This window comes from Bradyrhizobium sp. UNPA324 (assembly GCF_006658635.1).
Taxonomy (GTDB): domain Bacteria; phylum Pseudomonadota; class Alphaproteobacteria; order Rhizobiales; family Xanthobacteraceae; genus Bradyrhizobium; species Bradyrhizobium nanningense.
Window position 1 is genome coordinate 728,419 of the sequence record NZ_LFJD01000004.1, and the last position, 21,138, is coordinate 749,556.

Annotated in this window: 31 protein-coding genes and 1 tRNA gene; 19 read left to right on the top strand and 13 right to left on the bottom strand. The window is 63.2% G+C overall.

Annotated elements, in window-relative coordinates; translation table 11 throughout:
* Positions 1 to 86 precede the first annotated feature (86 nt).
* Both UNPA324_RS34935 and UNPA324_RS03490 read right to left on the bottom strand, forming a co-directional pair.
* On the bottom strand, positions 87 to 239 hold the full coding sequence (locus UNPA324_RS34935; protein WP_155253518.1) for a hypothetical protein: 153 nt from the start codon (positions 237 to 239) through the stop codon (positions 87 to 89).
* Positions 240 to 297: 58 nt separating this feature from the next.
* On the bottom strand, positions 298 to 489 hold the full coding sequence (locus tag UNPA324_RS03490; protein WP_141933519.1) for a DUF3072 domain-containing protein: 192 nt from the start codon (positions 487 to 489) through the stop codon (positions 298 to 300).
* 97 nt (positions 490 to 586) lie between these two features.
* Between UNPA324_RS03490 and UNPA324_RS03495 the strand changes: the two genes are divergently transcribed.
* Both UNPA324_RS03495 and UNPA324_RS03500 read left to right on the top strand, forming a co-directional pair.
* Positions 587 to 820, top strand: a complete 234-nt coding sequence (locus tag UNPA324_RS03495) for a hypothetical protein (RefSeq protein ID WP_141933520.1) — start codon at positions 587 to 589, stop codon at positions 818 to 820.
* Positions 814 to 1,041, top strand: a complete 228-nt coding sequence (locus UNPA324_RS03500) for a hypothetical protein (RefSeq protein ID WP_128921903.1) — start codon at positions 814 to 816, stop codon at positions 1,039 to 1,041. Before UNPA324_RS03495 ends, UNPA324_RS03500 begins: the two co-directional genes overlap by 7 nt.
* Positions 1,042 to 1,489: 448 nt before the next feature.
* Here UNPA324_RS03500 and UNPA324_RS03505 read toward each other — a convergent pair whose 3' ends face one another.
* Both UNPA324_RS03505 and UNPA324_RS03510 read right to left on the bottom strand, forming a co-directional pair.
* Positions 1,490 to 1,792 carry a hypothetical protein gene (locus UNPA324_RS03505; protein WP_128921902.1) on the bottom strand — a complete coding sequence of 101 codons (303 nt, stop codon included), beginning with the start codon at positions 1,790 to 1,792 and terminating at the stop codon, positions 1,490 to 1,492.
* A 112-nt stretch (positions 1,793 to 1,904) separates the two neighbouring features.
* Positions 1,905 to 2,387 (bottom strand): hypothetical protein, encoded by a 483-nt coding sequence (locus tag UNPA324_RS03510; protein ID WP_128921901.1) that lies wholly within the window; start codon positions 2,385 to 2,387, stop codon positions 1,905 to 1,907.
* Positions 2,388 to 2,728: 341 nt separating this feature from the next.
* On the opposite strand from UNPA324_RS03510, the gene UNPA324_RS03515 reads away from it, so the two are divergent.
* Positions 2,729 to 3,025 carry an HU family DNA-binding protein gene (locus tag UNPA324_RS03515; protein WP_018323108.1) on the top strand — a complete coding sequence of 99 codons (297 nt, stop codon included), beginning with the start codon at positions 2,729 to 2,731 and terminating at the stop codon, positions 3,023 to 3,025.
* A gap of 48 nt (positions 3,026 to 3,073) precedes the next feature.
* On the opposite strand, the gene UNPA324_RS34940 is transcribed toward UNPA324_RS03515, so the two are convergent.
* Positions 3,074 to 3,250 (bottom strand): hypothetical protein, encoded by a 177-nt coding sequence (locus tag UNPA324_RS34940; RefSeq protein ID WP_164936577.1) that lies wholly within the window; start codon positions 3,248 to 3,250, stop codon positions 3,074 to 3,076.
* 462 nt (positions 3,251 to 3,712) lie between these two features.
* On the opposite strand from UNPA324_RS34940, the gene UNPA324_RS34945 reads away from it, so the two are divergent.
* Complete coding sequence (locus UNPA324_RS34945) at positions 3,713 to 3,850, top strand: hypothetical protein (RefSeq protein ID WP_164936576.1); 138 nt, start codon at positions 3,713 to 3,715, stop codon at positions 3,848 to 3,850.
* Between the two features lie 61 nt (positions 3,851 to 3,911).
* Here UNPA324_RS34945 and UNPA324_RS03520 read toward each other — a convergent pair whose 3' ends face one another.
* Positions 3,912 to 4,130: a hypothetical protein gene (locus UNPA324_RS03520; protein WP_128921899.1), complete on the bottom strand. Its 219-nt coding sequence runs from the start codon at positions 4,128 to 4,130 to the stop codon at positions 3,912 to 3,914.
* 655 nt (positions 4,131 to 4,785) lie between these two features.
* Here UNPA324_RS03520 and UNPA324_RS03525 point away from each other — a divergent pair.
* Positions 4,786 to 4,983: a hypothetical protein gene (locus UNPA324_RS03525; protein WP_128921898.1), complete on the top strand. Its 198-nt coding sequence runs from the start codon at positions 4,786 to 4,788 to the stop codon at positions 4,981 to 4,983.
* Positions 4,984 to 5,016: 33 nt separating this feature from the next.
* Here UNPA324_RS03525 and UNPA324_RS35930 read toward each other — a convergent pair whose 3' ends face one another.
* A complete protein-coding gene (locus UNPA324_RS35930; protein WP_128921897.1) occupies positions 5,017 to 5,142 on the bottom strand; it encodes a hypothetical protein in 126 nt (41 codons plus the stop codon).
* An 89-nt stretch (positions 5,143 to 5,231) separates the two neighbouring features.
* Positions 5,232 to 5,588: a hypothetical protein gene (locus UNPA324_RS35565; RefSeq protein ID WP_245471900.1), complete on the bottom strand. Its 357-nt coding sequence runs from the start codon at positions 5,586 to 5,588 to the stop codon at positions 5,232 to 5,234.
* Positions 5,589 to 5,746: 158 nt separating this feature from the next.
* Between UNPA324_RS35565 and UNPA324_RS03540 the strand changes: the two genes are divergently transcribed.
* Positions 5,747 to 6,037 carry a hypothetical protein gene (locus UNPA324_RS03540; RefSeq protein WP_128921896.1) on the top strand — a complete coding sequence of 97 codons (291 nt, stop codon included), beginning with the start codon at positions 5,747 to 5,749 and terminating at the stop codon, positions 6,035 to 6,037.
* Between the two features lie 67 nt (positions 6,038 to 6,104).
* On the opposite strand, the gene UNPA324_RS03545 is transcribed toward UNPA324_RS03540, so the two are convergent.
* Positions 6,105 to 6,335, bottom strand: coding sequence for a hypothetical protein (locus UNPA324_RS03545; RefSeq protein ID WP_141933522.1), 231 nt, complete (start codon positions 6,333 to 6,335; stop codon positions 6,105 to 6,107).
* 175 nt (positions 6,336 to 6,510) lie between these two features.
* On the opposite strand from UNPA324_RS03545, the gene UNPA324_RS03550 reads away from it, so the two are divergent.
* The 5 genes from UNPA324_RS03550 to UNPA324_RS35570 all read left to right on the top strand — a co-directional run bounded on the left by UNPA324_RS03550 (position 6,511) and on the right by UNPA324_RS35570 (position 9,568).
* On the top strand, positions 6,511 to 7,272 hold the full coding sequence (locus UNPA324_RS03550; protein WP_164936574.1) for an SIR2 family NAD-dependent protein deacylase: 762 nt from the start codon (positions 6,511 to 6,513) through the stop codon (positions 7,270 to 7,272).
* A 197-nt stretch (positions 7,273 to 7,469) separates the two neighbouring features.
* Positions 7,470 to 8,132, top strand: a complete 663-nt coding sequence (locus UNPA324_RS03555; RefSeq protein ID WP_164936573.1) for a cold-shock protein — start codon at positions 7,470 to 7,472, stop codon at positions 8,130 to 8,132.
* 189 nt (positions 8,133 to 8,321) lie between these two features.
* Complete coding sequence (locus UNPA324_RS03560; protein ID WP_128921894.1) at positions 8,322 to 8,807, top strand: DUF192 domain-containing protein; 486 nt, start codon at positions 8,322 to 8,324, stop codon at positions 8,805 to 8,807.
* 74 nt (positions 8,808 to 8,881) lie between these two features.
* A tRNA-Pro gene (locus tag UNPA324_RS03565) sits at positions 8,882 to 8,958 on the top strand.
* A gap of 235 nt (positions 8,959 to 9,193) precedes the next feature.
* Positions 9,194 to 9,568 (top strand): hypothetical protein, encoded by a 375-nt coding sequence (locus tag UNPA324_RS35570; RefSeq protein WP_128921893.1) that lies wholly within the window; start codon positions 9,194 to 9,196, stop codon positions 9,566 to 9,568.
* Between the two features lie 171 nt (positions 9,569 to 9,739).
* Here UNPA324_RS35570 and UNPA324_RS34955 read toward each other — a convergent pair whose 3' ends face one another.
* Positions 9,740 to 9,898 carry a hypothetical protein gene (locus UNPA324_RS34955; protein WP_164936572.1) on the bottom strand — a complete coding sequence of 53 codons (159 nt, stop codon included), beginning with the start codon at positions 9,896 to 9,898 and terminating at the stop codon, positions 9,740 to 9,742.
* 339 nt (positions 9,899 to 10,237) lie between these two features.
* Between UNPA324_RS34955 and UNPA324_RS03575 the strand changes: the two genes are divergently transcribed.
* Positions 10,238 to 10,432 carry a hypothetical protein gene (locus UNPA324_RS03575; protein WP_128921892.1) on the top strand — a complete coding sequence of 65 codons (195 nt, stop codon included), beginning with the start codon at positions 10,238 to 10,240 and terminating at the stop codon, positions 10,430 to 10,432.
* Between the two features lie 82 nt (positions 10,433 to 10,514).
* Here the strand turns inward: UNPA324_RS03575 and UNPA324_RS03580 are convergent, their stop codons facing one another.
* Together UNPA324_RS03580 and UNPA324_RS03585 are read right to left on the bottom strand one after the other, a co-directional pair.
* A complete protein-coding gene (locus UNPA324_RS03580) occupies positions 10,515 to 10,913 on the bottom strand; it encodes a translational machinery protein (protein ID WP_128921891.1) in 399 nt (132 codons plus the stop codon).
* Between the two features lie 189 nt (positions 10,914 to 11,102).
* On the bottom strand, positions 11,103 to 12,278 hold the full coding sequence (locus UNPA324_RS03585; RefSeq protein ID WP_128921890.1) for an OpgC domain-containing protein: 1,176 nt from the start codon (positions 12,276 to 12,278) through the stop codon (positions 11,103 to 11,105).
* A 249-nt stretch (positions 12,279 to 12,527) separates the two neighbouring features.
* Here UNPA324_RS03585 and UNPA324_RS03590 point away from each other — a divergent pair, with 249 nt between their 5' ends.
* The 3 genes from UNPA324_RS03590 (at position 12,528) to UNPA324_RS03600 (ending at position 14,135) form a co-directional block, all read left to right on the top strand.
* Positions 12,528 to 12,833, top strand: coding sequence for an ETC complex I subunit (locus tag UNPA324_RS03590; protein ID WP_128921889.1), 306 nt, complete (start codon positions 12,528 to 12,530; stop codon positions 12,831 to 12,833).
* A gap of 252 nt (positions 12,834 to 13,085) precedes the next feature.
* Positions 13,086 to 13,577 carry an Lrp/AsnC family transcriptional regulator gene (locus UNPA324_RS03595; RefSeq protein ID WP_141933524.1) on the top strand — a complete coding sequence of 164 codons (492 nt, stop codon included), beginning with the start codon at positions 13,086 to 13,088 and terminating at the stop codon, positions 13,575 to 13,577.
* A gap of 264 nt (positions 13,578 to 13,841) precedes the next feature.
* Positions 13,842 to 14,135 carry a DUF3551 domain-containing protein gene (locus tag UNPA324_RS03600; protein ID WP_128921887.1) on the top strand — a complete coding sequence of 98 codons (294 nt, stop codon included), beginning with the start codon at positions 13,842 to 13,844 and terminating at the stop codon, positions 14,133 to 14,135.
* 91 nt (positions 14,136 to 14,226) lie between these two features.
* Here the strand turns inward: UNPA324_RS03600 and UNPA324_RS03605 are convergent, their stop codons facing one another.
* Positions 14,227 to 15,255, bottom strand: coding sequence for an AraC family transcriptional regulator (locus tag UNPA324_RS03605; protein ID WP_128921886.1), 1,029 nt, complete (start codon positions 15,253 to 15,255; stop codon positions 14,227 to 14,229).
* Between the two features lie 112 nt (positions 15,256 to 15,367).
* Here UNPA324_RS03605 and UNPA324_RS03610 point away from each other — a divergent pair, with 112 nt between their 5' ends.
* From UNPA324_RS03610 to UNPA324_RS03625, 4 genes are read left to right on the top strand one after another with little or no spacing between them, the layout of a single operon-like run.
* The gene (locus tag UNPA324_RS03610) at positions 15,368 to 16,540 is read left to right on the top strand and encodes an isovaleryl-CoA dehydrogenase (protein ID WP_181769275.1); all 1,173 of its coding nucleotides are present in this window, start codon (positions 15,368 to 15,370) and stop codon (positions 16,538 to 16,540) included.
* 24 nt (positions 16,541 to 16,564) lie between these two features.
* Entirely contained in the window at positions 16,565 to 18,169 is a 1,605-nt protein-coding gene (locus UNPA324_RS03615) for a carboxyl transferase domain-containing protein (RefSeq protein WP_128921885.1), read from the top strand.
* A gap of 4 nt (positions 18,170 to 18,173) precedes the next feature.
* Positions 18,174 to 20,177 (top strand): acetyl/propionyl/methylcrotonyl-CoA carboxylase subunit alpha, encoded by a 2,004-nt coding sequence (locus UNPA324_RS03620; RefSeq protein WP_181769276.1) that lies wholly within the window; start codon positions 18,174 to 18,176, stop codon positions 20,175 to 20,177.
* 1 nt (position 20,178) lies between these two features.
* On the top strand, positions 20,179 to 21,099 hold the full coding sequence (locus UNPA324_RS03625; RefSeq protein ID WP_141933528.1) for a hydroxymethylglutaryl-CoA lyase: 921 nt from the start codon (positions 20,179 to 20,181) through the stop codon (positions 21,097 to 21,099).
* Positions 21,100 to 21,138 lie beyond the last annotated feature (39 nt).

Consider the following 21,138-nt stretch of genomic DNA (forward strand, 5'->3'; position numbering starts at 1 on the left):
CGGCGAGAGCTTCGGCGCGGTCGGCCTGCTGCTTGAGGGAGTCCTTGGTCATACCTGGCCAACTCGGCCGACAGCGCCCCAGTTCCTCAGGCAGCCTTCTCAACACCCTTCGCGATGATCTCGACTTCGAAATAGCCCATGTCACGGAGCTCGGCGGCCTTCTTCTCAGCCGCTTCCCTGGTGTCCCGCTTCAGGATGATCTGGCCCGCTCCATCGCGGGCACAAACGAAATAAGGCATTTTTGATTCCCAATTTCGTTTGCATACACACGGCCGTGGGCTCCCGCAATTGAACGGGTCAGTCCTCCAGCCCGGCCTTTTGCCGCATCTTGTCGATCAGCTCGGAGGCCTCGGCCTTGGTCAGGTCGTCCTCGGGCGGGCTCGCGTGCGCCTGCTCGGCGAGGGTCTTGAGATAGGATTGCTGGGCTCCGGTCATCGGGGCGTCTCCGGAGGTCCAGTCCTTCGGGTCCTTCTGCGTGTTGTCGGCCATCGCACGTCTCCTTTTCCGTGTCCTTACAACGTCGGACTCGACTCTGCGTTCCGTTTTTGTTCTCATGCGTATTATCTAGAATTCGCGAGGCGGAACAATGCCGGACCTGGACTACGTCAGGCGGGGGATCGAACGGATGCGTATCCAGATGGGCAGGCAGAGGAAGGAGATCCTTCAGCTGCAGCGGGCCGGCATCGGGACGGCCTCGGCCGAAGCGCTGCTGTCGCGGATGGAGGCGAAGGTCGATGCTCTTTGCGCCGAGCGGGACGCGCTGAAGGCGGCAGAGCCACGCGAGGCCAAGGGCAGGGTGCTCGGCGGGAGAACATGGTGAGCAGGCGATGGTTCGACGACGAGAGAGACCTGTCGCCTTTCCTGACCGCGCTCGAGGACGTTCGCCGACGGGCGACGCGGGAAGGGTGGTGCTATGCCCACGTCCAGGCCATCATCGTGGCGATCGACCAGTACGCGGAAGCCGCGACCGGCAACCGCGAGTATTTCCTGAACAAGCCGGTCTCGATTGGTGGCAGCCGGAAGACGGGAGACATTCCATAGAGAGTTGTGGCGAAGAGCGTGATAAATTCGATGCATGCCAAAGCAAAAGCGACAGACTGGAAAGACCGCCAAGGGGCGGCTTCGCGGTTGGCCGCGCCGGCTTTGCGAAGATCAGCGCTGTTGAAGGCATTCGTTTGAAGCCGGCGATTGCAAAACGGACTGCCGAAGCGGACGCCAAGGGCCTCTCCGCGGAAGAGTATCGTCGCTCGATCTTGCGCAGGTACCGCAACGGGTGAGCGAAGGCTGCTCACGTCCTTGCTGAATTGAATGTCATCCACGCATTCGCGAGGGAAACGGGCGGCCGGCCTCGTCACCGTCTAGCGCGGGGCGCTATCGCATATGGCACTTTGCGCGACCTGAGCCGCGCGCGTCGTCCTTCGAGACGACCGCTTCGCGGTCTCATCAGGATGAGGCTAAGTAGCATTGGTACTCGTTGAAACTGGTGCCGCTAGGCTGCAATCCGTTGTTCGGCCGGGGCCGTCAGCAGCTTGAGCGCTTGGGCATGTTGCAGGTCGGGGACCGCGATCGCCGTGTGGCTGTAGATCGCATGGCTTCCTGATTTTGCAATCCTGTCCAGGATCTCGCTGCCCTTGATGACATGGAGGCCCATGCCCTCGTCGGTGGGGAAGATCGCCAGCACCACGTCATAGGCCGCGATGACGGCTCTGAGCGCCTCGGCCTTGTCTTCGGCGAGCTCGACAAAGACACGAACATCGGCCGCGAGTTCACGCAGCTCGTTAAAATCCAGCACGGTGAGGATACTCCAACGCAACGATACTGAATGAAGCTTGGCCGCGTTGGGTTACTGAAGTGTCAACAAGGTGAGCCGAGCCACAAGTTTCACGACGAGGTGACTTCAGGCCCTAGCGCTCCTTGCGAAGCCGGGCCTCCGCGGCCTCGTCCACCAGGTTCAAGGCGAGGCCGTCATAGCTCAACTTGAGCCCGCGCCCGACGATCCATGTCCATCCCTCGCGGTCCTTGATCGCTTGCGCGTTGAACTGCTCGGAGATCGATTTGACGGCGGCGTCCGGCGCCCCGGGATTGTTCAACGTCGCATTGACGCGCCAGATCGGGTGGCTGGCGTCGGCCTCGTCGCTGTCAACCGTGACCTTGGCCCCGTTGATCTCGCATTCGAGGGTGTGCGAGTTGCGGCCCTGGCGGCAGAGATAATGGCGTTGACTGACGAGCTTGCTGGTCTCGTCGAATGTCATCCCGGGCGAGAAGCCGAAGATGTCGGACTTCTTCACGAGGGCGAGGGACGCAGGCTTCAGGAAGCTCGGCTGGATCGCGACGAGGGCTGCGACAACGACAACGATCAAACCTGCGATGACGATAGCGAACTTCATGAGCACCCCACGGGAAACCCTCGGGCCATTATAACAACCGGGGACGTTCTGCCAGGCACGCAAAAGCGAAAACCCCGCCTGGGGGAAGCGGGGCTCTCTGGTGGGTGAAGCTTAGGGACTTCAATGATATGACGCGCCAGCCGCAAAATGGTTCAAAAAGAAGGTGACGCGTCCTGCGGCATCGTTGACGGGAAGTAGGGAACCCCGCAGAACCCCTGCTTGCGTTTTCGGCCTCGATGGGTTCTAAGCCCCGTCACTTCATGACCTCTGGCATGAAATCAGCAGCGCGCCCCCGCGCTTCAGGCCGCGTCCACGCTCGCGCGCACAAAAGGAATTCAGACATGGCGAAGATGACGAAGACTCAATTGATTGATGCAATTGCCGAGGGCACGCAGCTTTCGAAGAACGACGTGAAGTCCGTGATCGAGTACATGGCGACGGTCGGCTACAAGGAGCTCAACGAGTCCGGCGAGTTCGTCATTCCCGGCTTCGTCAAGATGTCGGTGGTGAACAAGCCTGCGACCGAAGCCCGCATGGGCGTCAATCCTTTCACCAAGGAGCCGATGCAGTTTGCGGCCAAGCCGGCGAGCAAGTCGGTCAAGGCCTCGCCGCTGAAGGTGGCCAAGGACGCCGTCTAAGGCGCTGGCGACATCGTTGCGGCGCTCCTTCGCGAGACGGCGCAGCGATCAAGGGCTGAAGAAAAGGTGGTGCTCGGCGACCGCGACGCCGAACATCACCACGAGGATCAGGACAAACCACAGAGAGCGCCGGTGGGCCTGTCCGGTTGCGCTCTGCGGCTTCCCGCAAGCCGGACAGACCGCAAGTCCGATCGGGATGTCGGTCTCACAGAACTCGCAGATCATCGGCGCCTCGAGAGCGAAGGGCGCGGTGCGGACTCTCAGCAGCTACGCTGTCTCGCGCGACGGGCAGCACCGCTTCGTTAGGCCGGTCAATGCGAAAGACGGAAAATTCGTTCCCGTTGCTGCGGCCTGCTGCGCGGCCATCGGTCACGACTTCAGAAGAAAACCCCGCGCTTTCGCACGGGGCTCTTCTGGCTGACGACGTGGGATTTCAGCGCCTGGCCGTCAGCCATAGCTCTAACTTAAAGTTGACAATCCAGAAAGCAACAGCGCCGCGGTGACGGAATATATTCGTCAGGCGGCGCTGCCGTATGACTGGGCGCTGAAATCCCCAGCTTCCATGGGTCCGCGCTGCGCCGAAAAGGTTCAACGCGACATGCCGGGGAAAATCGCGCGAGGGGCTGGACTTTTTGTTCTCTTTTTGTTCTAGTGAGGCGCCTTAGGTAGACCACTGGGAGGTGAATCATGACCGTCGAAAAACAGCGAGAAGTGATCAGGCTCTGGAACGAGCTCAGGAGGCTCGAGGGCCCGGCGGCAGAAGAACTCCGCATTCAGATCCTGGAATGCTTCTCGGGGAAGGGCAAAGCGAAGCGAGCGGCTTGATCTGCGCCGGCGGGCAGAAGCGAACAGGCGGGAACGGCGGTGCAGGAACGAACATGTGCCGTCAGCGTTCGGCCTGCATGACATGCCCGCGATGTGCCAAGCCGATGACGGCGATTTCCGCCAACAGCTTCCGATGCGAGCCATGCCGCGAGATCGTCATCGTGTTTGCGGTTGTCTCGAAATTCTTGCCGCCGAAGATCTTGCCGCCGAAGATCTTGCCGTCGAAGATCGTGCCGACGACGAGTCCCGCCGCAGAAGACGTCGCGCCGTGCGCTTTCATCGATCGTTAGGAATCGCTTCGCGCTGATGTTTCCGACTCCGATTCGTTCTTTGAGAACGAAATGGAGTCGGATGCAGAACAAGTTGCGCCTGTCGCAGCGATGCGGCCACGCGTATCGGAACGAGACAATGTGAAGCCTCGCGCAGTCCATCCGCGTCTCCTCCGCAACGAGTGAAGCGAGGGAGGGCGACATGAATGCGGGCTGGTTTCTCGTCGAGATCGCAAAGTTGTTCTGCCATGACCGGCACCCGCGCTCGGCGCCGCAAGTGCCGCCGCCGACGTCGGCATCTTTCTGATGCGCCGTGCGCCGATGCACCCTGATCGGATCGTCGTGCACGCGATCCGCACATTTTGTTAAGACCTGCTCGCCCCGATTTCTTCGATTCCGATTCGTTCTTCGAGAACAAAGGGTGTCGAAGCTGGAACAAAGCCGGTCGGCAAGCCCGCGCGCGGTCGCAACGCCGGCTTCGCAATATGGAAGGCGGCTCTCTGCGATCGGAGGCGCATCCCGCAAATTCCTAACGATCATTTGCGCCGAAGCCGATAACCCTATTCGGTTAGGTTAAAAGCCCAATCGCGTTGCGCTTGCCGCTGCTTGAGGTAGGTGTCTGGCCAAGACAAGCAAGAAACGACTTTGCCAAGAAGCACTTTTGTCATGACACCTTTTTCACAGCCTTCCTTTTACCAAGGCGATCGGCACACCTACCGGCGCGTCGCCATCGTCGGCACGCTGTTCTGTCTCGCTTTCGTGGTGGTCAGCTTTTCGCTGCGGCCGCAGCTCGAGGACACGCGCGTTGCGGTCAAGGCGGACCGGCTGGTGCGCACGGCGGGCCAGGCGGCGCATGCCAATTAGAGTGTGCACGCCAACCAGAGTGGCCCACGCCAATTAGCGCTTGTCGCTGTAGCTGCGATTGTCGGCCGGCGCCCGCGGACACGCGGTGCCGCGCGAGGCGAGCGCCACGAAGCCGGCATAGCCAGATAGGTTGAGCAAGACTTCGAGCCACGCGGGCATGTCGGCCTCTTCCGCTCTGCGTGAGGAAGGACTCAACGTCCGCGCGCAATCCTGGTTCCATGCTCCCGCCGGGAAAACTCAGAGCAAGCTCACACCGGAGAGGAGGGGTCGAGGCGGCGGCCGAGGGTTGCAACGGATTCGCTCGACGGCTGCTCTTTCAGGAACTCGGCGATGGCCCGCGCCAATTCGTGGTCGCTCATAGGCGTCGGCGGCGGGTGCAGTGTGCCGACACCGAAGTTACGCACGATCTCGTCGTAATGCCGATCGTCGGATCTGGGAACCAATCTACGAATACGGGCCAGCAAAGCGGATAACGGCAAATCTTCCTCCTCGATCATCCGCCCCGCTGGCAGCCATTGTCGTGTGCTGCCATTTGTTCCCGTGAAACTGAAAAACCCCGCCAGCATCGCGGAGATGCCGACGGGGTCTTCGTGCTGTTGCCTCAACCCGGATGGCGGAGGCTCCCGCACTTGAAGAGGCAATGCGCGCCCGGCGATTTCGTTCCGGTGCCGTCGGCTTTTTTTGCAGCAGCCGGTTCCCCGCGGTGCGCGCAACTATCGCAGGCGCACGTCGTTATCTCGACAAGACCGCGAAGGAGGAGAGCATGAAGAAGACACTGGCAGTTCTGGCCACCGTCGCAGCCGTCGGCCTGACCGCGGTTGCGGCTCCTGCGCCTGCCGAGGCACGCGGGCGCGGCATCGGCCCGGGCCTCGCATTCGGCCTCGCCGCCGGCGCGATCACCGCGGGCGCGGTCGCAGCGTCCCATCCGTACGGCTATTACGGCCCCCGCTACGGCTATTATGACGGCCCAGACTATTATTACGAGCCTGGCCCCTACGCCTATTACGGTGGCGGACCGTACTACCGGCACCATCACTACTGGCGCCATTGGTAGCGACCAATAAGCGAAAAGCCCGGAGCGATGCTCCGGGCTTTTTTCATGCGCATTGATCAGACGCGTCTTACGGCCACAACGAGGGCCGTTCGACCTTGCGGGCATTCTCCAGCGTCGACACGAAATACTGTTCACGCTCGCGCTTGAATTTTTCCTGCGTGGCACGGAAGGCGGCGACACGGGCGGCGATCTCATCGCGCTCACGGGCTTTGCGTTCTTCGTCTTCGGTCATGGCCATCCCCTCGGGTTTATTACTGAACTCAAGCACTGCCGCCGCATCATCTTGAGTCGCATTCACACATCCATTGATGCTCCCGAATGGGGCGTCAATGGGGAGGAGGCATTGCAGGATTGTGATATGCGAAGGCCGGAAGAAATTGCCGAGCGCATCGTGTTAGCGCTTGATAAGAGCGTCAACAATCTTGCCGCTTGGACATGTTGCTGCCAGGGCAAAACGAATCGGGAGGCCGTGATTGATTGCATCGGATCTTCAGAGCGGCGTTGAACACCTCGGCGACATGATCGCCGAGGCAAGGGTCATCGTGCCGTTCACCGGCGCCGGCATCTCGACCGAATGCGGTATTCCCGACTTCCGCTCGCCAGGCGGAATTTGGACGCGCAACCGTCCGATCCCATTCGACGAATTCGTCGCAAGCCGACAGGCGCGGGACGAATCCTGGCGTCGCCGTTTTGCGATGGAGGAGGTGTTTGCGGCGGCGAAGCCCGGCCGCGGCCATCGCGCGCTGGCCTCGCTCTACCGCGCCGGCAAAGTTCCCGCCGTCATTACCCAGAACATCGACAACCTGCACCAGGCCTCCGGCTTCGCCGCCGAGCACGTGATTGAACTTCACGGAAATACAACTTATGCGCGCTGCATTGGGTGCGGGCAGGCCTATCAGCTCGACTGGGTGAAGCGTCGCTTCGACGAGGAGGGCGCCGCGCCCAACTGCACCGCCTGCGACGAGCCGGTGAAGACCGCCACGATCTCCTTCGGGCAGATGATGCCGGATGATGAAATGCAGCGCGCGACCGCGCTGTCGCAAGCCTGCGACCTCTTCATCGCGATCGGTTCCTCGCTCGTGGTCTGGCCGGCGGCGGGCTTTCCGATGATGGCGAAGAATGCCGGTGCACGTTTGGTGATCATCAATCGCGAGCCGACCGAGCAAGACGACATCGCCGACCTCGTCATCCATCACGACATCGGCGAAACGCTCGGGCCCTTTGTCCGCAATTGAGGCATCAATTTGATTCGCGGCTGTGCAAGCTGTTCATAGGTTCCGGCGAATCTCTTTTTTGTCTATGCCTCGCAACCGGGAGTGTTATCTTTTGAGTCGAAAGATTCGCGTCGCGTCCAGTTGAGAAGGTTCTCGAAAGACGCGTGATTCGACGCCGCTGCTGAGGCGGGTCGCATGACAGTGTGGGGTCCGGGGTTATGGGGTCGTCGGACGGATTTGAGTCCAAGAAGCTCGGGGTTCCCGGGCAGGGAGCATCGCCGGGGCGGATCACGCCGGGTGAACACGGCGGTGCCGGTCGCGAGAGCGGTCTCAATCCCTTCAGCGGGTTGGGTGAAGCCAGCGCCAACCTCGTCGAAGTCCACGGCGTCATCAAATGGTTCGATGCCTCCAAAGGCTACGGCTTCATCGTCCCCGACAATGGCTGGCCGGATGTGCTCCTGCACGTTACCGTGCTTAGGCGCGACGGCTTCCAGACCGCCTATGAGGGCGCCCGCATCGTCGTCGAGTGCATTCAGCGCGCCAAGGGTTACCAGGCGTTCCGCGTTGTCTCGATGGACGAGTCGACCGCGATCCATCCGGCGCAGATGCTGCCGCCGCGTACCCATGTCACGGTCACCCCGACCAGCGGGCTGGAACGGGCCCAGGTCAAATGGTTCAATCGGCTGCGCGGCTTCGGTTTCCTGACCTGCGGCGAGGGTACGCCCGATATCTTCGTGCACATGGAGACGCTGCGCCGCTTCGGCATGACCGAGCTCAGGCCCGGCCAGTATGTCCTGGTCCGCTTCGGGCCCGGCTCCAAGGGCATGATGGCGGCCGAGATTCATCCCGAGACCGGATCGCCGGGATTGCAGTCGCACTAGAGCGCGATCAGACTCGAGCGCTGGCTTCAGAGTCCCGCGAACTGCCATCTGCTGTTAGCTTCGAAGCGCTGCCAGCTTTCAAGTCCCGCAATCGTGAGCAGAGGCGCGCTGGCCGGCCGGCGCGCCTCTGGCTTTTCCGGCGACCGCCGCGTAAGCACTGGCTCCAGTCCCACGCCTCGAGTGTCTCCCATGAATTTTGATCGAAAGGCTGTCTGGTCCGCTCTGAAGGGCTGGCTTGCCGCCATCCTCGTCGTCGCCGGCTGTTCGGTCGCCAGCGCGCCCGCCGGCGCCGCCACCTTCCAGCCGCTGGAGATTGTCACCAGGAACGGCGTGCAGGTGTTCTCCGTCGAGATGGCGACGACTGAGGAGGAGAAGCAGACCGGCCTGATGTACCGCAAGGAGCTGGCGGACGGCAAAGGCATGCTGTTCGACTTCAGTCCCGAGCAGGAAGTGTCGATGTGGATGAAGAACACCTATGTCTCGCTCGACATGATCTTCATCGGCGCCAACGGGCGCATCCTGCGCATCGCCGAGAATACCGAGCCGTTGTCGACCAAGATCATCTCGTCCCGGGGGCCCGCCCGGGCCGTGCTGGAGGTGGTGGCGGGAACGGCGCAGAAATACGGCATCCGCCCTGGCGACCGCGTCGGTCACCCGCTGTTCGGCAGCAAATAGGCGGGCCGGCGAAGAGCCTCGCCAGCCTTGCTGGCGCGCCTGGAAGCGTGTATCGACGGGGCTCGCCGGACATTCGGGGTATAGCGCAGCCTGGTAGCGCGGCAGTTTTGGGTACTGCAGGTCGTTGGTTCGAATCCAGCTGCCCCGACCAGTCCCGAGGTCGAATCCCTTCATTTTCCTCGCGATTTTGACCTCCGCCAGCGTTCCGCTGCGACCAAGGATGGTCCGGGCGCCGGATCCATCCCTGCAAAATGTGCCCGCCGAGCAGCCCTGCGTCAGGCGAGGGCGACCGAGGGACGCAGATCGAGCGCCTGCTTTGCCCGCTCGCCGCGTTGAAGGAGAGGGCGCGCAACCGGCGTCCGATATTCCCTTCAGGCGAGGTCTTCATGTCGATCAGTGCGATAGCATCGGCCAGTGCGACGGTGACGGCGTCCCCGTCGACTGCCACAACGCAGGCTTCTACGGCATCCCCGACGTCGGCGGCATCCTCGACGTCAGCGACGTCGGAGTCATCGTCCTCGCAAGCGGCGGGCGCCAGCGCGGGATCGGGCGGCGGCGGCTCGGCCAAGACCATCGTCAGCGAGGTCTCGATCACCCTCGACGGCGTCACCACGACGACGATTACCTATTCCGACGGCAGCACCGAGGTGCAGACCTCGGCAAGCGCGCAAGGCAGCCAGGGCAATCAGGCGGGACAGACCTACACCGCGCAAGGCGGGCTTCAAGCCAATGGCCAGGCGGCGTCAAGCGCCGGAGTCTGAGGGACGCCGGTCAGAATGACCAAAGCGTCGTCGAACCTTCCTGCTGTCGCCATAGACATATGCGTGTTGGGGATTTCAGCGCCCAATGTCTAAACGGACGCCGCCAAGCGATGATATTCGGCTTGCGCGGCGTTGCGCTTTTCAGATGGCATTCTTGTCAACTCTGGCCGGTCAGCCCGAGGCGTACCAGCCGGCGGGAAACGGCACGAAGGGCCAGATCATCTGGTTGTCGTTGGCGGCCTTCGGCGGCTCCGGGGCAGCAGTCTTCGCGACCTGCGCAGACCGCACCGAGCGCAGCACGACGCGCAAATATGCATATTGTAAATTCATCGTGGTCGCCCCAGCCCGTCAATGATCTTCAAACTTCGAACCCGTTTCAAGGCTCGACGTCAGCTCAAAAATTCACTTGGCGCGTAAGGCCCGCGCCCGTTCTCAAATCGCGTGCATTCTAGAAGAGCCGGTTCCGGCATTCAACCGATCGCGCAGCTTCATCCCAAGAAGTAAGGTTGATCGGTTAGGTTAAAGGCGAGCGGTTGTTGCGCGCATTTTGCTGGATGCTATCAGATCGAACCCGGCTCGCGATGAGCTGTCTTCCACCCGTGCTACGGAGATCACGGGCTCGTCGCGGCGCGCGCATCAGTTGAGTTCTGCGCCAACGAGTTCTATGCCATGTCTTTCGACCGCAATCTCCGAACCGCCGGTCCGCAGTCGAGCTGGAGCGAGGTCTGGCACCTCTGGACCGTGATTGTGCCCCGCCGCTCGATCAACGGGCAGCTCGTGTACGGCAAGGTCTGGCGCCGCCATGACGGCCGCGAATGGATCTACAAGAAGTTCACCGAGTTCGACGGCGAGGAAGCGGCCTGAAGCGCGATGAGCCTGGAATGACCCCTCATCGCGCCCGGGGTTAGGGCTGAGGCGTTCGGTCCGATTGCCGCTCGCCTGCAGCCTATCCCCGTGCCTGCACGCGCGGCAGCGGCAGTTTGAAGTGACGTTTTGCAAAGGCGACGATTTCGGCGTCCGAGGGATGATCTGCCGCTTCTACCGCGGCAATCCGCTTGGCGATATCGGGTGCGTTCGCGCGAATGTAGCCGGCAAGCTCCGTCTTCGCGCTCGCCGGGCCGATGATGAGGATCTCACCGGCATCGGCGAGGGCTTTGCTCACTTCAGCATAGAACGTCTTGTCAGGGGCGGCGTGGCCGCTGCCGATCGCGTTGGCCTTGTGATGAAGGTGACGTGTCGCCAGTTGCGGATGCAACGTGATTTCGTCGGAGCCGCTCAGGCCGAGATGGAAGATCCTGGCCTGCGAATGGTCGATCCATACCACGGCGTGAAAATGAGAGGGCATGTGCTCTTAGCCTTGTCCGAGAGGGGGCCGCCGACATCGCTGCGGCGGCGCGTGTCGGCACGACATTATGCCGGCCGGCGCCGCTCCCGTTGACCCAGGTCAATCGATCTTCAATCGATCGCGGCCTAAGCCGCCAGCGCGGCAGTGCGTGCGCGAACGGCGCGCCCCAAATGGCAAGGCGTTCCCGGCTCAGGCCCCCTTCGCCACGGTTGTCGCCGGCTTGGGCGGCGGCGGCTTCAGCGGCTTGTCCTGCTTCTTCGACCACGAGATGTAATAGGCCACCGTCGTCATGATCGCGATGCCGGCGATGCTGACGAAAATCTGCGCGAGCAGCGAGCCCGAGCTCATCGACAGCTCGAAATGGCCGACGAAGGACAGGAACACGCCGACGCAGAATACCGCGAGCGACTGCTGGCCGCAGACGATCAGGGGATCGAACACCTTCCATTCGAGCCCCGGCCATTCCTTCGGCACGAAGCGGATCACCAGGATCACGATGACGACGAAATGGATGAAGCGGTAGGGCGCGAGGTTGGTCTTGTCGTTCGGGTTGAAGGCCGAGAACAGCCATTCCGGGAACATGCCGCCCAACGCGGGGAAGCGGCCCGCCATGGTCATGATCAGCGCGAACAAGAGATAGCCGAGACAGAGATAGAGCGTGATCGGCGCGTTGATCAGCGTCATCGAGCGCCGCGCGCCGCCCATCGCACACCAGGCGCCGAACACGAACAGCACCTGCCAGCAATAGGGGTTGAAGTACCATTGGCCGGCCGGATAGGCGTTCAGATTCCAGCCGAAGTGGCGCGCGGTCAGCCACAGGATGATGGAAAGCACCATCGTCAAATCGGGCTTGCGCAGCATGAACCACAGCACCGGCGGAAACAGGCCCATCAGCACGATGTAGAGCGGCAGCACGTCGAGATTGAGCGGCTTGAAGCGCAGGAACAGGCCCTGGCGCAGCGTCTCGGTGGCGTTGTCGACGAGGCCGGCGACGTTGAACTCGTTGATCATCTCGGAATCGCCGAAGCGTAGCGCCAGATAGCTGATCGAGGCGATGTAGATCACGAACAGGATGATGTGGGCGACGTAGAGCTGCCAGACCCGCTTGGTCAGCCGCGTGGCGCCGACGAGGAAGCCGCGCTCCAGCATCATGCGCGCATAGACGAAGGAGGCCGTGTAGCCGGAGATGAAGACGAACAGGTCAGCGGCGTCGGAAAAGCCGTAATTGCGCGTCGTGATCCAGTTCACCACGTTGTCGGGGATGTGGTCGAGGAAGATCGCCCAGTTCGCGACGCCGCGAAACAGGTCGAGCCTGAGGTCGCGGCCTTTGTCGGGGAGCGTGGCGTTGATGTTCAGGAAGGCCATGCGAGGGGAGCTCTCGAAGGGGGCGCTGAGGTCGGGGAGGCAGTGCCGCCGGGCGGGATCCCGGCACGGAAGGCGGGTACGCAATTGTCACGGTGCAGCATAATGACTATACCGTCGCAGAGACCACGGGGGCCGGAATCACCAAACAGTTCCCAACCGGTGTCTCTATACTATCCCTGAGGTTTGCACCAACTGCCACCCTGACGCATCGAAATCGAACGAAAGACGAAAACGAGGCCCGGATCACCCATGACCGCACGCATTTTCAAGCCCGCCAAGAACGCGATGCAATCCGGCCGGTCCAAGACCAAGGAATGGCAGCTCGACTACGAGCCGGAGCAGCCGCGCTCGGTCGAGCCGCTGATGGGTTGGACCTCTTCGGGTGACATGAAACAGCAGATCACGCTGCGCTTCCACAGCAAGGAAGAGGCCATCGCCTATTGCGAGCGCAAGGGCATCGCCTACCAGGTCATCGGGCCCCAGGATTCGATCCGCCGCCCGGTCGCTTACGCCGACAATTTCTCGTTCCGGCGCGGCGAGCCGTGGACGCATTGAGGGGCCATTCTCATCTGAAGTAACGTCGTTCGAGACGCCCGCTTTGGCGGGCTCCTCACCATGAGGGTTTGATATCCCGCCGCGAAACGCGACCTCATCCTGAGGGCCTGCCGAAGGCGGGCGTCTCGAAGGATGTGCCGCAGGCGCGATTTCCGCCACGCTTTTCGAGCCCAGAGCAGCCCAAGGAGGTTGGCACCAATTCCCCCGCGTGCTTCGCTGGCGGCCGTGACAGGCTCATGACGAGGGCAGGGTATGGTGGGGCGTGAGCAGCTCGACGGCGTCGATCTGAAAATACTATCCGAGCTGCAGCAGGACGGACGGGTGCGCAACAACGAGCTGGCGCTGCGCGTCGGCGTGTCCGCGCCGAACTGCTTGCGGCGGCTGAAATCGCTGTTCAGCCGCGGCGTGATCCGAGCGGTGCGGGCCGTCATCGACGAGCGGCGGCTCGGCTATGAGGTGGTCTCGTTCGTCTCGATCCAGCTCGGCAGCCAGGCGCAGCCCGTGCTGGAGGCGTTCGAGAGCTCGATCGCCGCGATCCCGCGCATCCAGCAATGCTGGCGGATTTCGGGCGACACCGATTATCTCCTGAAATGCGTGGCGCCGAGCGTGGAGAGCATGCGCCGGCAGCTGCTGCATTTTGCGGCCATGCCCGACGTGAAGAACGTCCGCAGCTTCCCGGTGCTGGGCGTTGCCAAGGACGTGCCGCTGCCGCTACAGGACGTCGCGGAAGCCTCCGTGGGTTAGCAGGTCACGCCGCCGGCGGCCTGCATTTGGATCAATTGCGAAGAGGTTGGAAACGGCGGTCGCGGCCGAGCTGCGAAGGCACGTCGGGTCGGCACTATATTGCTGATTAAATCACCTAACTTAGAAATGTGATTATCACAACCCTGCAATGCGCTGAACCGTGATTGATGGTTCCATTCGTTGGCCTACATGCGGGGGATGAGCCTCAGCGCGCATCGCTCGTCGGGAGCTCTATGTGGGACTCCTTAAGCAGGAAAAGACAACATGACCTCGGTTTCGAAAACGTTCGCAGTTTCCGCCGCGACGCTGTTTGCGTCTGCGTTTCTTGTGCTGACGGCGCCGACTGCGAAAGCGGAAGATTATTGCATCACGAACGGCGCCCAGGCCGCTCACGGCTGCGGCTATCCGACGATGGAGACCTGCCGCGCCGCTGCCGGCGGTATCGGTGGAGTGTGTGCGCAGAGCGGCGGCGCGAAGACCAACGACGCGCTCGCCTTCCAACCGAAGCAGACGAAGCATCCCAAGCTTCGGTCCGGCGCCCAGACCAACTCGAACTGATCGGGCGTTGAGACTGGTGGTTTCGACCTTTACGGCCTTCGGGATGATCCCGGAGGCCGTAAACGTCTGAGGGGCAGGACGCTATGATCTCTTAGCGATACCGGCCGCGAAACTCGCGTGGGCTTGCGCCGGTCCAGGTGCGGAAGGCGCGGGAAAAACTCTTCTCGTTGCGGAAGCCCGCGATCTCGGCGATCCGCTTGATCGGCGTGCGGCCGCGCATCAGCTCCTGCTTGGCGAGTTCAAACTTTGCCTCTTCCTTGAGATCGCGCAGCGAGGTTGCTTCCTCGCGCAGGCGGCGATGCATGGTGCGGGTGGAGAGCGCGAGCTCGCGTGCGACGTCCTCGGCCCCGAGACTGCGTCCGCGCGCATTGCGGAGCACGCGGCGGACACGCTCGACCAGCAAACGGTCGCGCCGATAGGGCAGCACGGTCAGCCTGAGCGCGCCCTTGAGCATGTTGTCGAGATCGACAGCGCTGCGCGTCAACGGCAGCGAGAGATAATGCTTGTCGAAGACGATGCGGGCGCGGTCGGCATCGAAACGGATGTTTCGGCAAAAGATGGTCGGATAGACCGAGACATGGCCCGGCTCGGCGTGCGGGAATTCCGCCGCGCGCAGCGCGATCTTGGAGTCGACCGCCCAGCAGGAAAAGCCGAGCACGTAGCGCAGCAGCGTGACCAGGCAGAATTCGCGTAGTGACCCGAGGTCGCGCAGCTCCCTGATCGAGACCATCGCGGTCTCCTCGCCGATCTCGAGATCGAGCAGAACGTCCTCGGTGATCAGGCGGTGATGCCGGCACCAGCGCTTGAGTGCGACCTCCAGCGTCGGCGCCGTGATCGAGGCGCGGCACAGCATGCCGTAGGTGCCGAAGGGCAGGCGGCGCGAGAACCAGCCGAGCGCCTCGTCGTCGAGCTCGCGCATGGCATGGCCCGCCAGGGCCTCGAACTGGGCGGCCGTGATCCGCCCGTCCGGAGAATTGACAAGGTCTGGCGGTACCTGAGCCCGCTGCAACGCTTCAGCCGGGTCCAGTCCGTAGCGCGCATAGGCAGCAACTACGCCACGGACAAAGGCGGCGGGCGTGACGGCGCGGCGCGGGATCGCGGTTGCGGCTTGAAAAGGCATCAGAATTCCTTCCGGAAAATCCTCGCCAAGTTTGGCGGAAAATGCAACCTTTTCGACTGCAGAAGGGCTCTGACCCCGCTAGGTTTGGTCCCCAAAATACGGAGGAATCGCCTTGAACATCCCGAGCATCGATTTCGATCTGGGCGAAGACATCAGCCTGCTGCGCGACACGCTGCGCGCCTTCGTGGAGGCGGAGATCGCCCCGCGCGCCGCAGAGATCGAGAAGGCCAATTTGTTCCCGGCCGACCTGTGGAAGCGCTTTGGCGACCTCGGTCTGCTCGGCATGACCGCGCCGGAGCAATATGGTGGCTCCAGCATGGGCTATCTCGCCCACATCGTCGCGATGGAAGAGATTTCGCGCGGCTCGGCTGCCGTGGGCCTGTCCTACGGCGCCCATTCCAACCTCTGCGTCAACCAGATCCGCCGCAACGGCAACGACGCGCAGCGCCAGCGCTATCTGCCGAAGCTGATCTCCGGCGAATATATCGGCGCGCTCGCGATGTCCGAGCCCGGCGCCGGCTCCGACGTGGTCTCGATGAAGCTGCGCGCCGAGAAGCGCGGCGACCGCTATGTGCTCAACGGCTCGAAGATGTGGATCACCAATGGCGGCGACGCCGACGTGCTGGTGGTCTACGCCAAGACCGATCCGGAGGCTGGCCCGCGCGGCATGACGGCCTTCCTCGTCGAGAAGGGATTTAAAGGCTTCACCCACGGCCAGCATCTCGACAAGCTCGGCATGCGCGGCTCCAACACCTATCCGCTGTTCTTCGACGATTGCGAGGTGCCGGAGGAGAACGTGATGGGCAAGGTGGGCGAGGGCGTCAAGGTGCTGATGTCCGGCCTCGACTATGAGCGCGCGGTGCTGTCGGGCGGCCCGCTCGGCATCATGGCGGCGTGCATGGACGCGGTCGTGCCCTACATGCACGAGCGCAAGCAGTTCGGGCAGCCGATCGGCGATTTCCAGTTGATGCAGGGCAAGCTCGCCGACATGTATGCGACCTGGCAGGCCACGCGCGCCTATGTCTATGCGGTGGGACGCGCCTGCGACCGCGCCGATCACGCGCGCAGCTTACGCAAGGATGCCGCGGCCGCGATCCTCTATTCAGCCGAGAAGGCGACCTGGATGGCCGGCGAGGCGATCCAGGCGCTGGGCGGGGTCGGCTACACCAGTGAATTCCCCGTCGGGCGTCTGTGGCGCGACGCAAAACTCTACGAGATCGGCGCGGGAACGTCCGAAGTCCGCCGCATGCTGATCGGCCGTGAGCTGATGGCCGAGACGGCTTAAGACCTCTACACAATCGGAATCACCATGCCGCTCCATTCCAGCATCGATCCGTCTTCGTCAGATTTCGCGCGCAATGCCGAGGCCATGCGCGCCCTCGTCGCCGACTTGCGCGAGAAGCTGAGCCAGGTTGCCGGCGGCGGCGGCGAGGTCTCGCGCAACCGCCACACCGCGCGCGGCAAGATGCTGGCGCGCCAGCGCGTCGATTTGCTGGTCGATCCCGGCACCTCGTTCCTGGAGCTGTCGCCGCTGGCGGCCTACGGGCTCTATGGCGGCGACGTGCATTCGGCGAGCGTCGTGACGGGGGTCGGGCGCATCTCGGGCCGCGAATGCGTCATCGTCGCCAACGACGCCACCATCAAGGGCGGCACATATTATCCCATGACCGTGAAGAAGCATCTGCGCGCGCAGGACATCGCGCGGCAGAACAATCTTCCCTGCGTCTACATGGTCGATTCCGGCGGCGCCTTCCTGCCGCTGCAGGACGAGATCTTTCCGGACGAGCGGCATTTCGGCCGCATCTTCTACAACCAGGCGCAGATGTCCTCGCAGGGCATCCCGCAGATCGCGATCGTGATGGGCTCCTGCACCGCCGGCGGCGCCTATGTGCCGGCGATGTCCGACGAGAGCATCATCGTGCGTAATCAAGGCACCATCTTCCTCGGCGGTCCGCCACTGGTGAAGGCCGCGACCGGTGAAGTGGTCAGCGCGGAAGAGCTCGGCGGCGCCGACGTGCATTCGCGCCAGTCGGGCGTGACCGATCACTACGCCCAGAACGATGCCCATGCGATCGGCATCGCCCGCCGCATCGTCGGCACGCTGAAACCGTCGGTGCGTCCGAACCTCAACATGCACAAGCCGCGCGATCCGCTGTTCGCGGCGGAGGAGATTTACGGCGTAGTGCCGGTCGACGGCCGCAAGCCGTTCGACGTGCGCGACATCATCGCACGCGTCGTGGACGGCTCGGAGTTCGACGAATTCAAGAAGCTCTACGGCACGACGCTGGTCTGCGGCTTCGCCCATATCTGGGGCTATCCGATCGGCATCATCGCCAACAACGGCATCCTCTTCAGTGAAAGCTCGCTGAAGGGGGCGCATTTCATCGAGCTGTGCTGCCAGCGCGGCATTCCGCTGGTGTTTTTGCAGAACATCACCGGCTTCATGGTCGGCAAGAAATACGAGGCCGGCGGCATCGCGCGCGACGGCGCCAAGCTGGTGACGGCGGTTGCGACCGCCTCGGTGCCGAAATTCACCGTCGTGATCGGCGGCTCCTACGGCGCCGGCAATTACGGCATGTGCGGCCGCGCCTACTCACCGCGCTTCCTGTGGATGTGGCCGAATGCGCGCATCTCGGTGATGGGCGGCGAGCAGGCCTCGATGGTGCTGAGCCAGGTCCGCCGCGACAATATCGAGGCCAAGGGCGACAGCTGGTCCAGGGAAGAGGAAGATAAATTCCGCGAGCCCATCCGCGCGCAATATGAGAGCCAGGGGCACCCCTATTACGCGACGGCGCGCCTTTGGGACGACGGCGTGATCGACCCCGCCGACACCCGGCTCGTGCTCGGCCTGGGACTTTCGGCTTCGTCGAATGCGCCGATCGAGCCGACGAAATTCGGCCTGTTCAGGATGTGATGCGATGGACCGTACAAAGCTTTACCGGCGATTTCGCACGCTCCTGATCGCCAATCGCGGCGAGATCGCCTGCCGCGTCATCCGCACCGCGCGCGCCATGGGCCTGCGCACCGTCGCGGTCTATTCCGAAGCGGACCGCGACGCGATGCATGTCGCGCTCGCCGATGAAGCCGTGCTGCTCGGGCCCGCACGTGCCCGCGACAGCTATCTCAACGTCGAGCGGCTGATCGAGGCGGCGCGCAAGACCGGCGCCGAGGCCGTGCACCCCGGCTACGGCTTCCTGTCGGAAAATGCCGAATTCGCGCGGGCTTGCTTCGATGCGGACCTTGTCTTCGTCGGCCCGACCGCGGGGATGATGAATGCGATGGGCTCGAAATCGGGCTCCAAGGAGCTGATGGAAAAGGCCGGCGTGCCGCTGGTGCCGGGCTATCACGGCGAGGCCCAGGACGAGGCGACGCTTGCAAAGGCCGCGGACAAGATCGGCTTCCCCATTCTGGTGAAGGCGTCCGCCGGCGGCGGCGGTCGCGGTATGCGCATCGTGCGTTCGGCTGGCGAGCTTGCGCCTGCGATCGTCAGCGCCAAGCGCGAGGCCAAGGCCGCGTTCGGTGACGATCGCATGCTGATCGAAAAGTATGTCGACAATCCCCGGCATATCGAAGTGCAGGTGATCGGCGACAGCCACGGCAATCTGTTATCGCTGTTCGAGCGCGAATGCACCTTGCAGCGCCGGCATCAGAAGGTGATCGAGGAGGCGCCATCGCCGACGCTCAATCCCGCTCAGCGTGAGACGGTCTGTGCCGCCGCGCGGAAAGCGGCGGGTGCGGTGAACTATGTCGGCGCCGGCACGATCGAGTTCGTCTCCGACGGCAAGGACGTGTTCTTCATCGAGATGAACACCCGCCTCCAGGTCGAGCATCCCGTGACCGAGCTGATCACCGGCATCGACCTCGTCGAATGGCAGCTGCGCGTCGCTTTCGGCGAGGCGCTGCCCTTGAAGCAGAACGAGATCCGGCTCAACGGCCACGCGGTCGAGGCGCGCGTCTACGCGGAAAACCCGACCAAGAACTTCATGCCGTCGGTCGGCAGGATCTCGACCTGGCGCCTGCCGGGGGAGGCCGGCGGCTTGCGTATCGATGCCGGCTATCGCGAGGGCGATAGCGTCTCGCCGTATTATGACGCCATGCTCGCCAAAATGATCGCATGGGCGCCGACACGGGATGTCGCGATCGAACGACTGAACCGCGGGTTGGAGGAGACCGACGTTCGCGGCATCGTTACGAACATTCCGTTCCTCTCGGCACTGATGACGCATCCGAAGGTACGGACCAATGCGATCGACACCGGCTTCATCGAGCGCGAGCTGACTGTTCTGACACAGGCCGCCCCGGCGCCGGGCGAGCTCGAGCTGTGCGCCGCGGTGGCCGCTGTCATCAACGACGAGCAGCAGGCTGCACGGGCCCAGGCGAATTCGCCGTGGCAGACGTTCGGCTGGCAGCCGGTCGGCCGTCGTCAGCGCAGCTTTGCCTTCCGCGTTGGTCACGGACCGGAACAGAAGATCATCCTGAACTATGGCAGCGGGCCGTCGACATTGCTGATCGGCGATCGCGAGCTGGCGTTCGCGATTGCGCCACGTGACGGCGGCTTCGATCTGACGCTCGACGGCGTCAAATCGTCGGTCGCGGCCGTGATCGACGGTCACGAGCTGTATTTGCGCACCCGCAACGGTCGCTTCGACCTGCATTGGGTCGATCCGTTCGGTGGCGAGAGCGAGGAGCAGACCGGTGAGGACAAGATCGCGGCACCCTTGCCGGGAACGGTCGTCGCGGTGCTGGCCGAGGAGGGCGCCACGCTCGAGAAGGGCGCGCCGATCCTCACGCTCGAAGTCATGAAGATGGAGCAGACGCTGCGGGCGCCCTATGCCGGCGTGCTGAAGTCCATCAAGTGCAGGGTTGGCGACATCGTGCAGGAAGGCGTCGAGCTCGCGGTGGTCGAGCCGTCCGGAGAGTGACATGAGCGATCAGGTTCGCATCATCGAGATGGGGCCGCGCGACGGGCTCCAGAATGAGAAGGTTCCTGTCAGCGTCGAGGCCCGCATCGCCTTTATCGAGGCGCTGGTCGCGGCTGGCCTCGATACGGTCGAGGTCGGCGCCTTCGTCTCGCCCAAGGCGATCCCGCAGATGGCAAGCTCGGACGCCGTGCTGCGCGGCGTTGCGCATGTGAAGGACGCCGAATTCCACGTACTGGTGCCGAACGAGAAAGGCTACGACGCCGCGCGTGCCGCCGGCGCGAAAGTCGTGTCCGTGTTCGCGGCGGCCTCCGAGGGTTTTTCGCGCGCCAACATCAACTGCACGGTCGCGGAGTCCATCGAGCGCTTCAAGCCGGTGCTGGCGCGCGCCAAGGCGGACGGCATACCGGTGCGCGGCTATATCTCCTGCGTGCTCGGCTGTCCGTTCGAGGGCGAGATCAAGCCGAAGGCCGTGGCCGATCTCGCGAGCACGTTATGGGATCTCGGCTGCTACGAGATCTCGCTCGGCGACACCATCGGGGTCGGCACGCCAACCAAGGCCAAGGCAATGCTGCGCGCGGTCGCCGCCAACATTCCCCCCGCCAAGCTCGCGATGCATTTCCACGATACTTACGGCCAGGCGCTTGCCAATCTCTATGCCGGGTTGGAGGAAGGCGTGCACGTCATCGATGCCGCGGCCGGCGGGCTCGGCGGCTGTCCCTATGCACCGGGCGCGACCGGAAACGTCGCGACCGAGGACGTCGTCTACATGCTCGAAGGCATGGGCATCAGGACCGGCGTCGACATGGAGAAACTGCTCGCGGCCACCAACGCGATGGGCGGCATGCTGGGCAAGGCACCGGTGAGCCGCGTGGCGTCGGCGCTGAACGCGAAGAGGAAGCGAGCGGCGACTTCAGCTTCGTAACCCACCGCTGTTTGTCTCTCGGAAGCAGAAGAGGTGGGT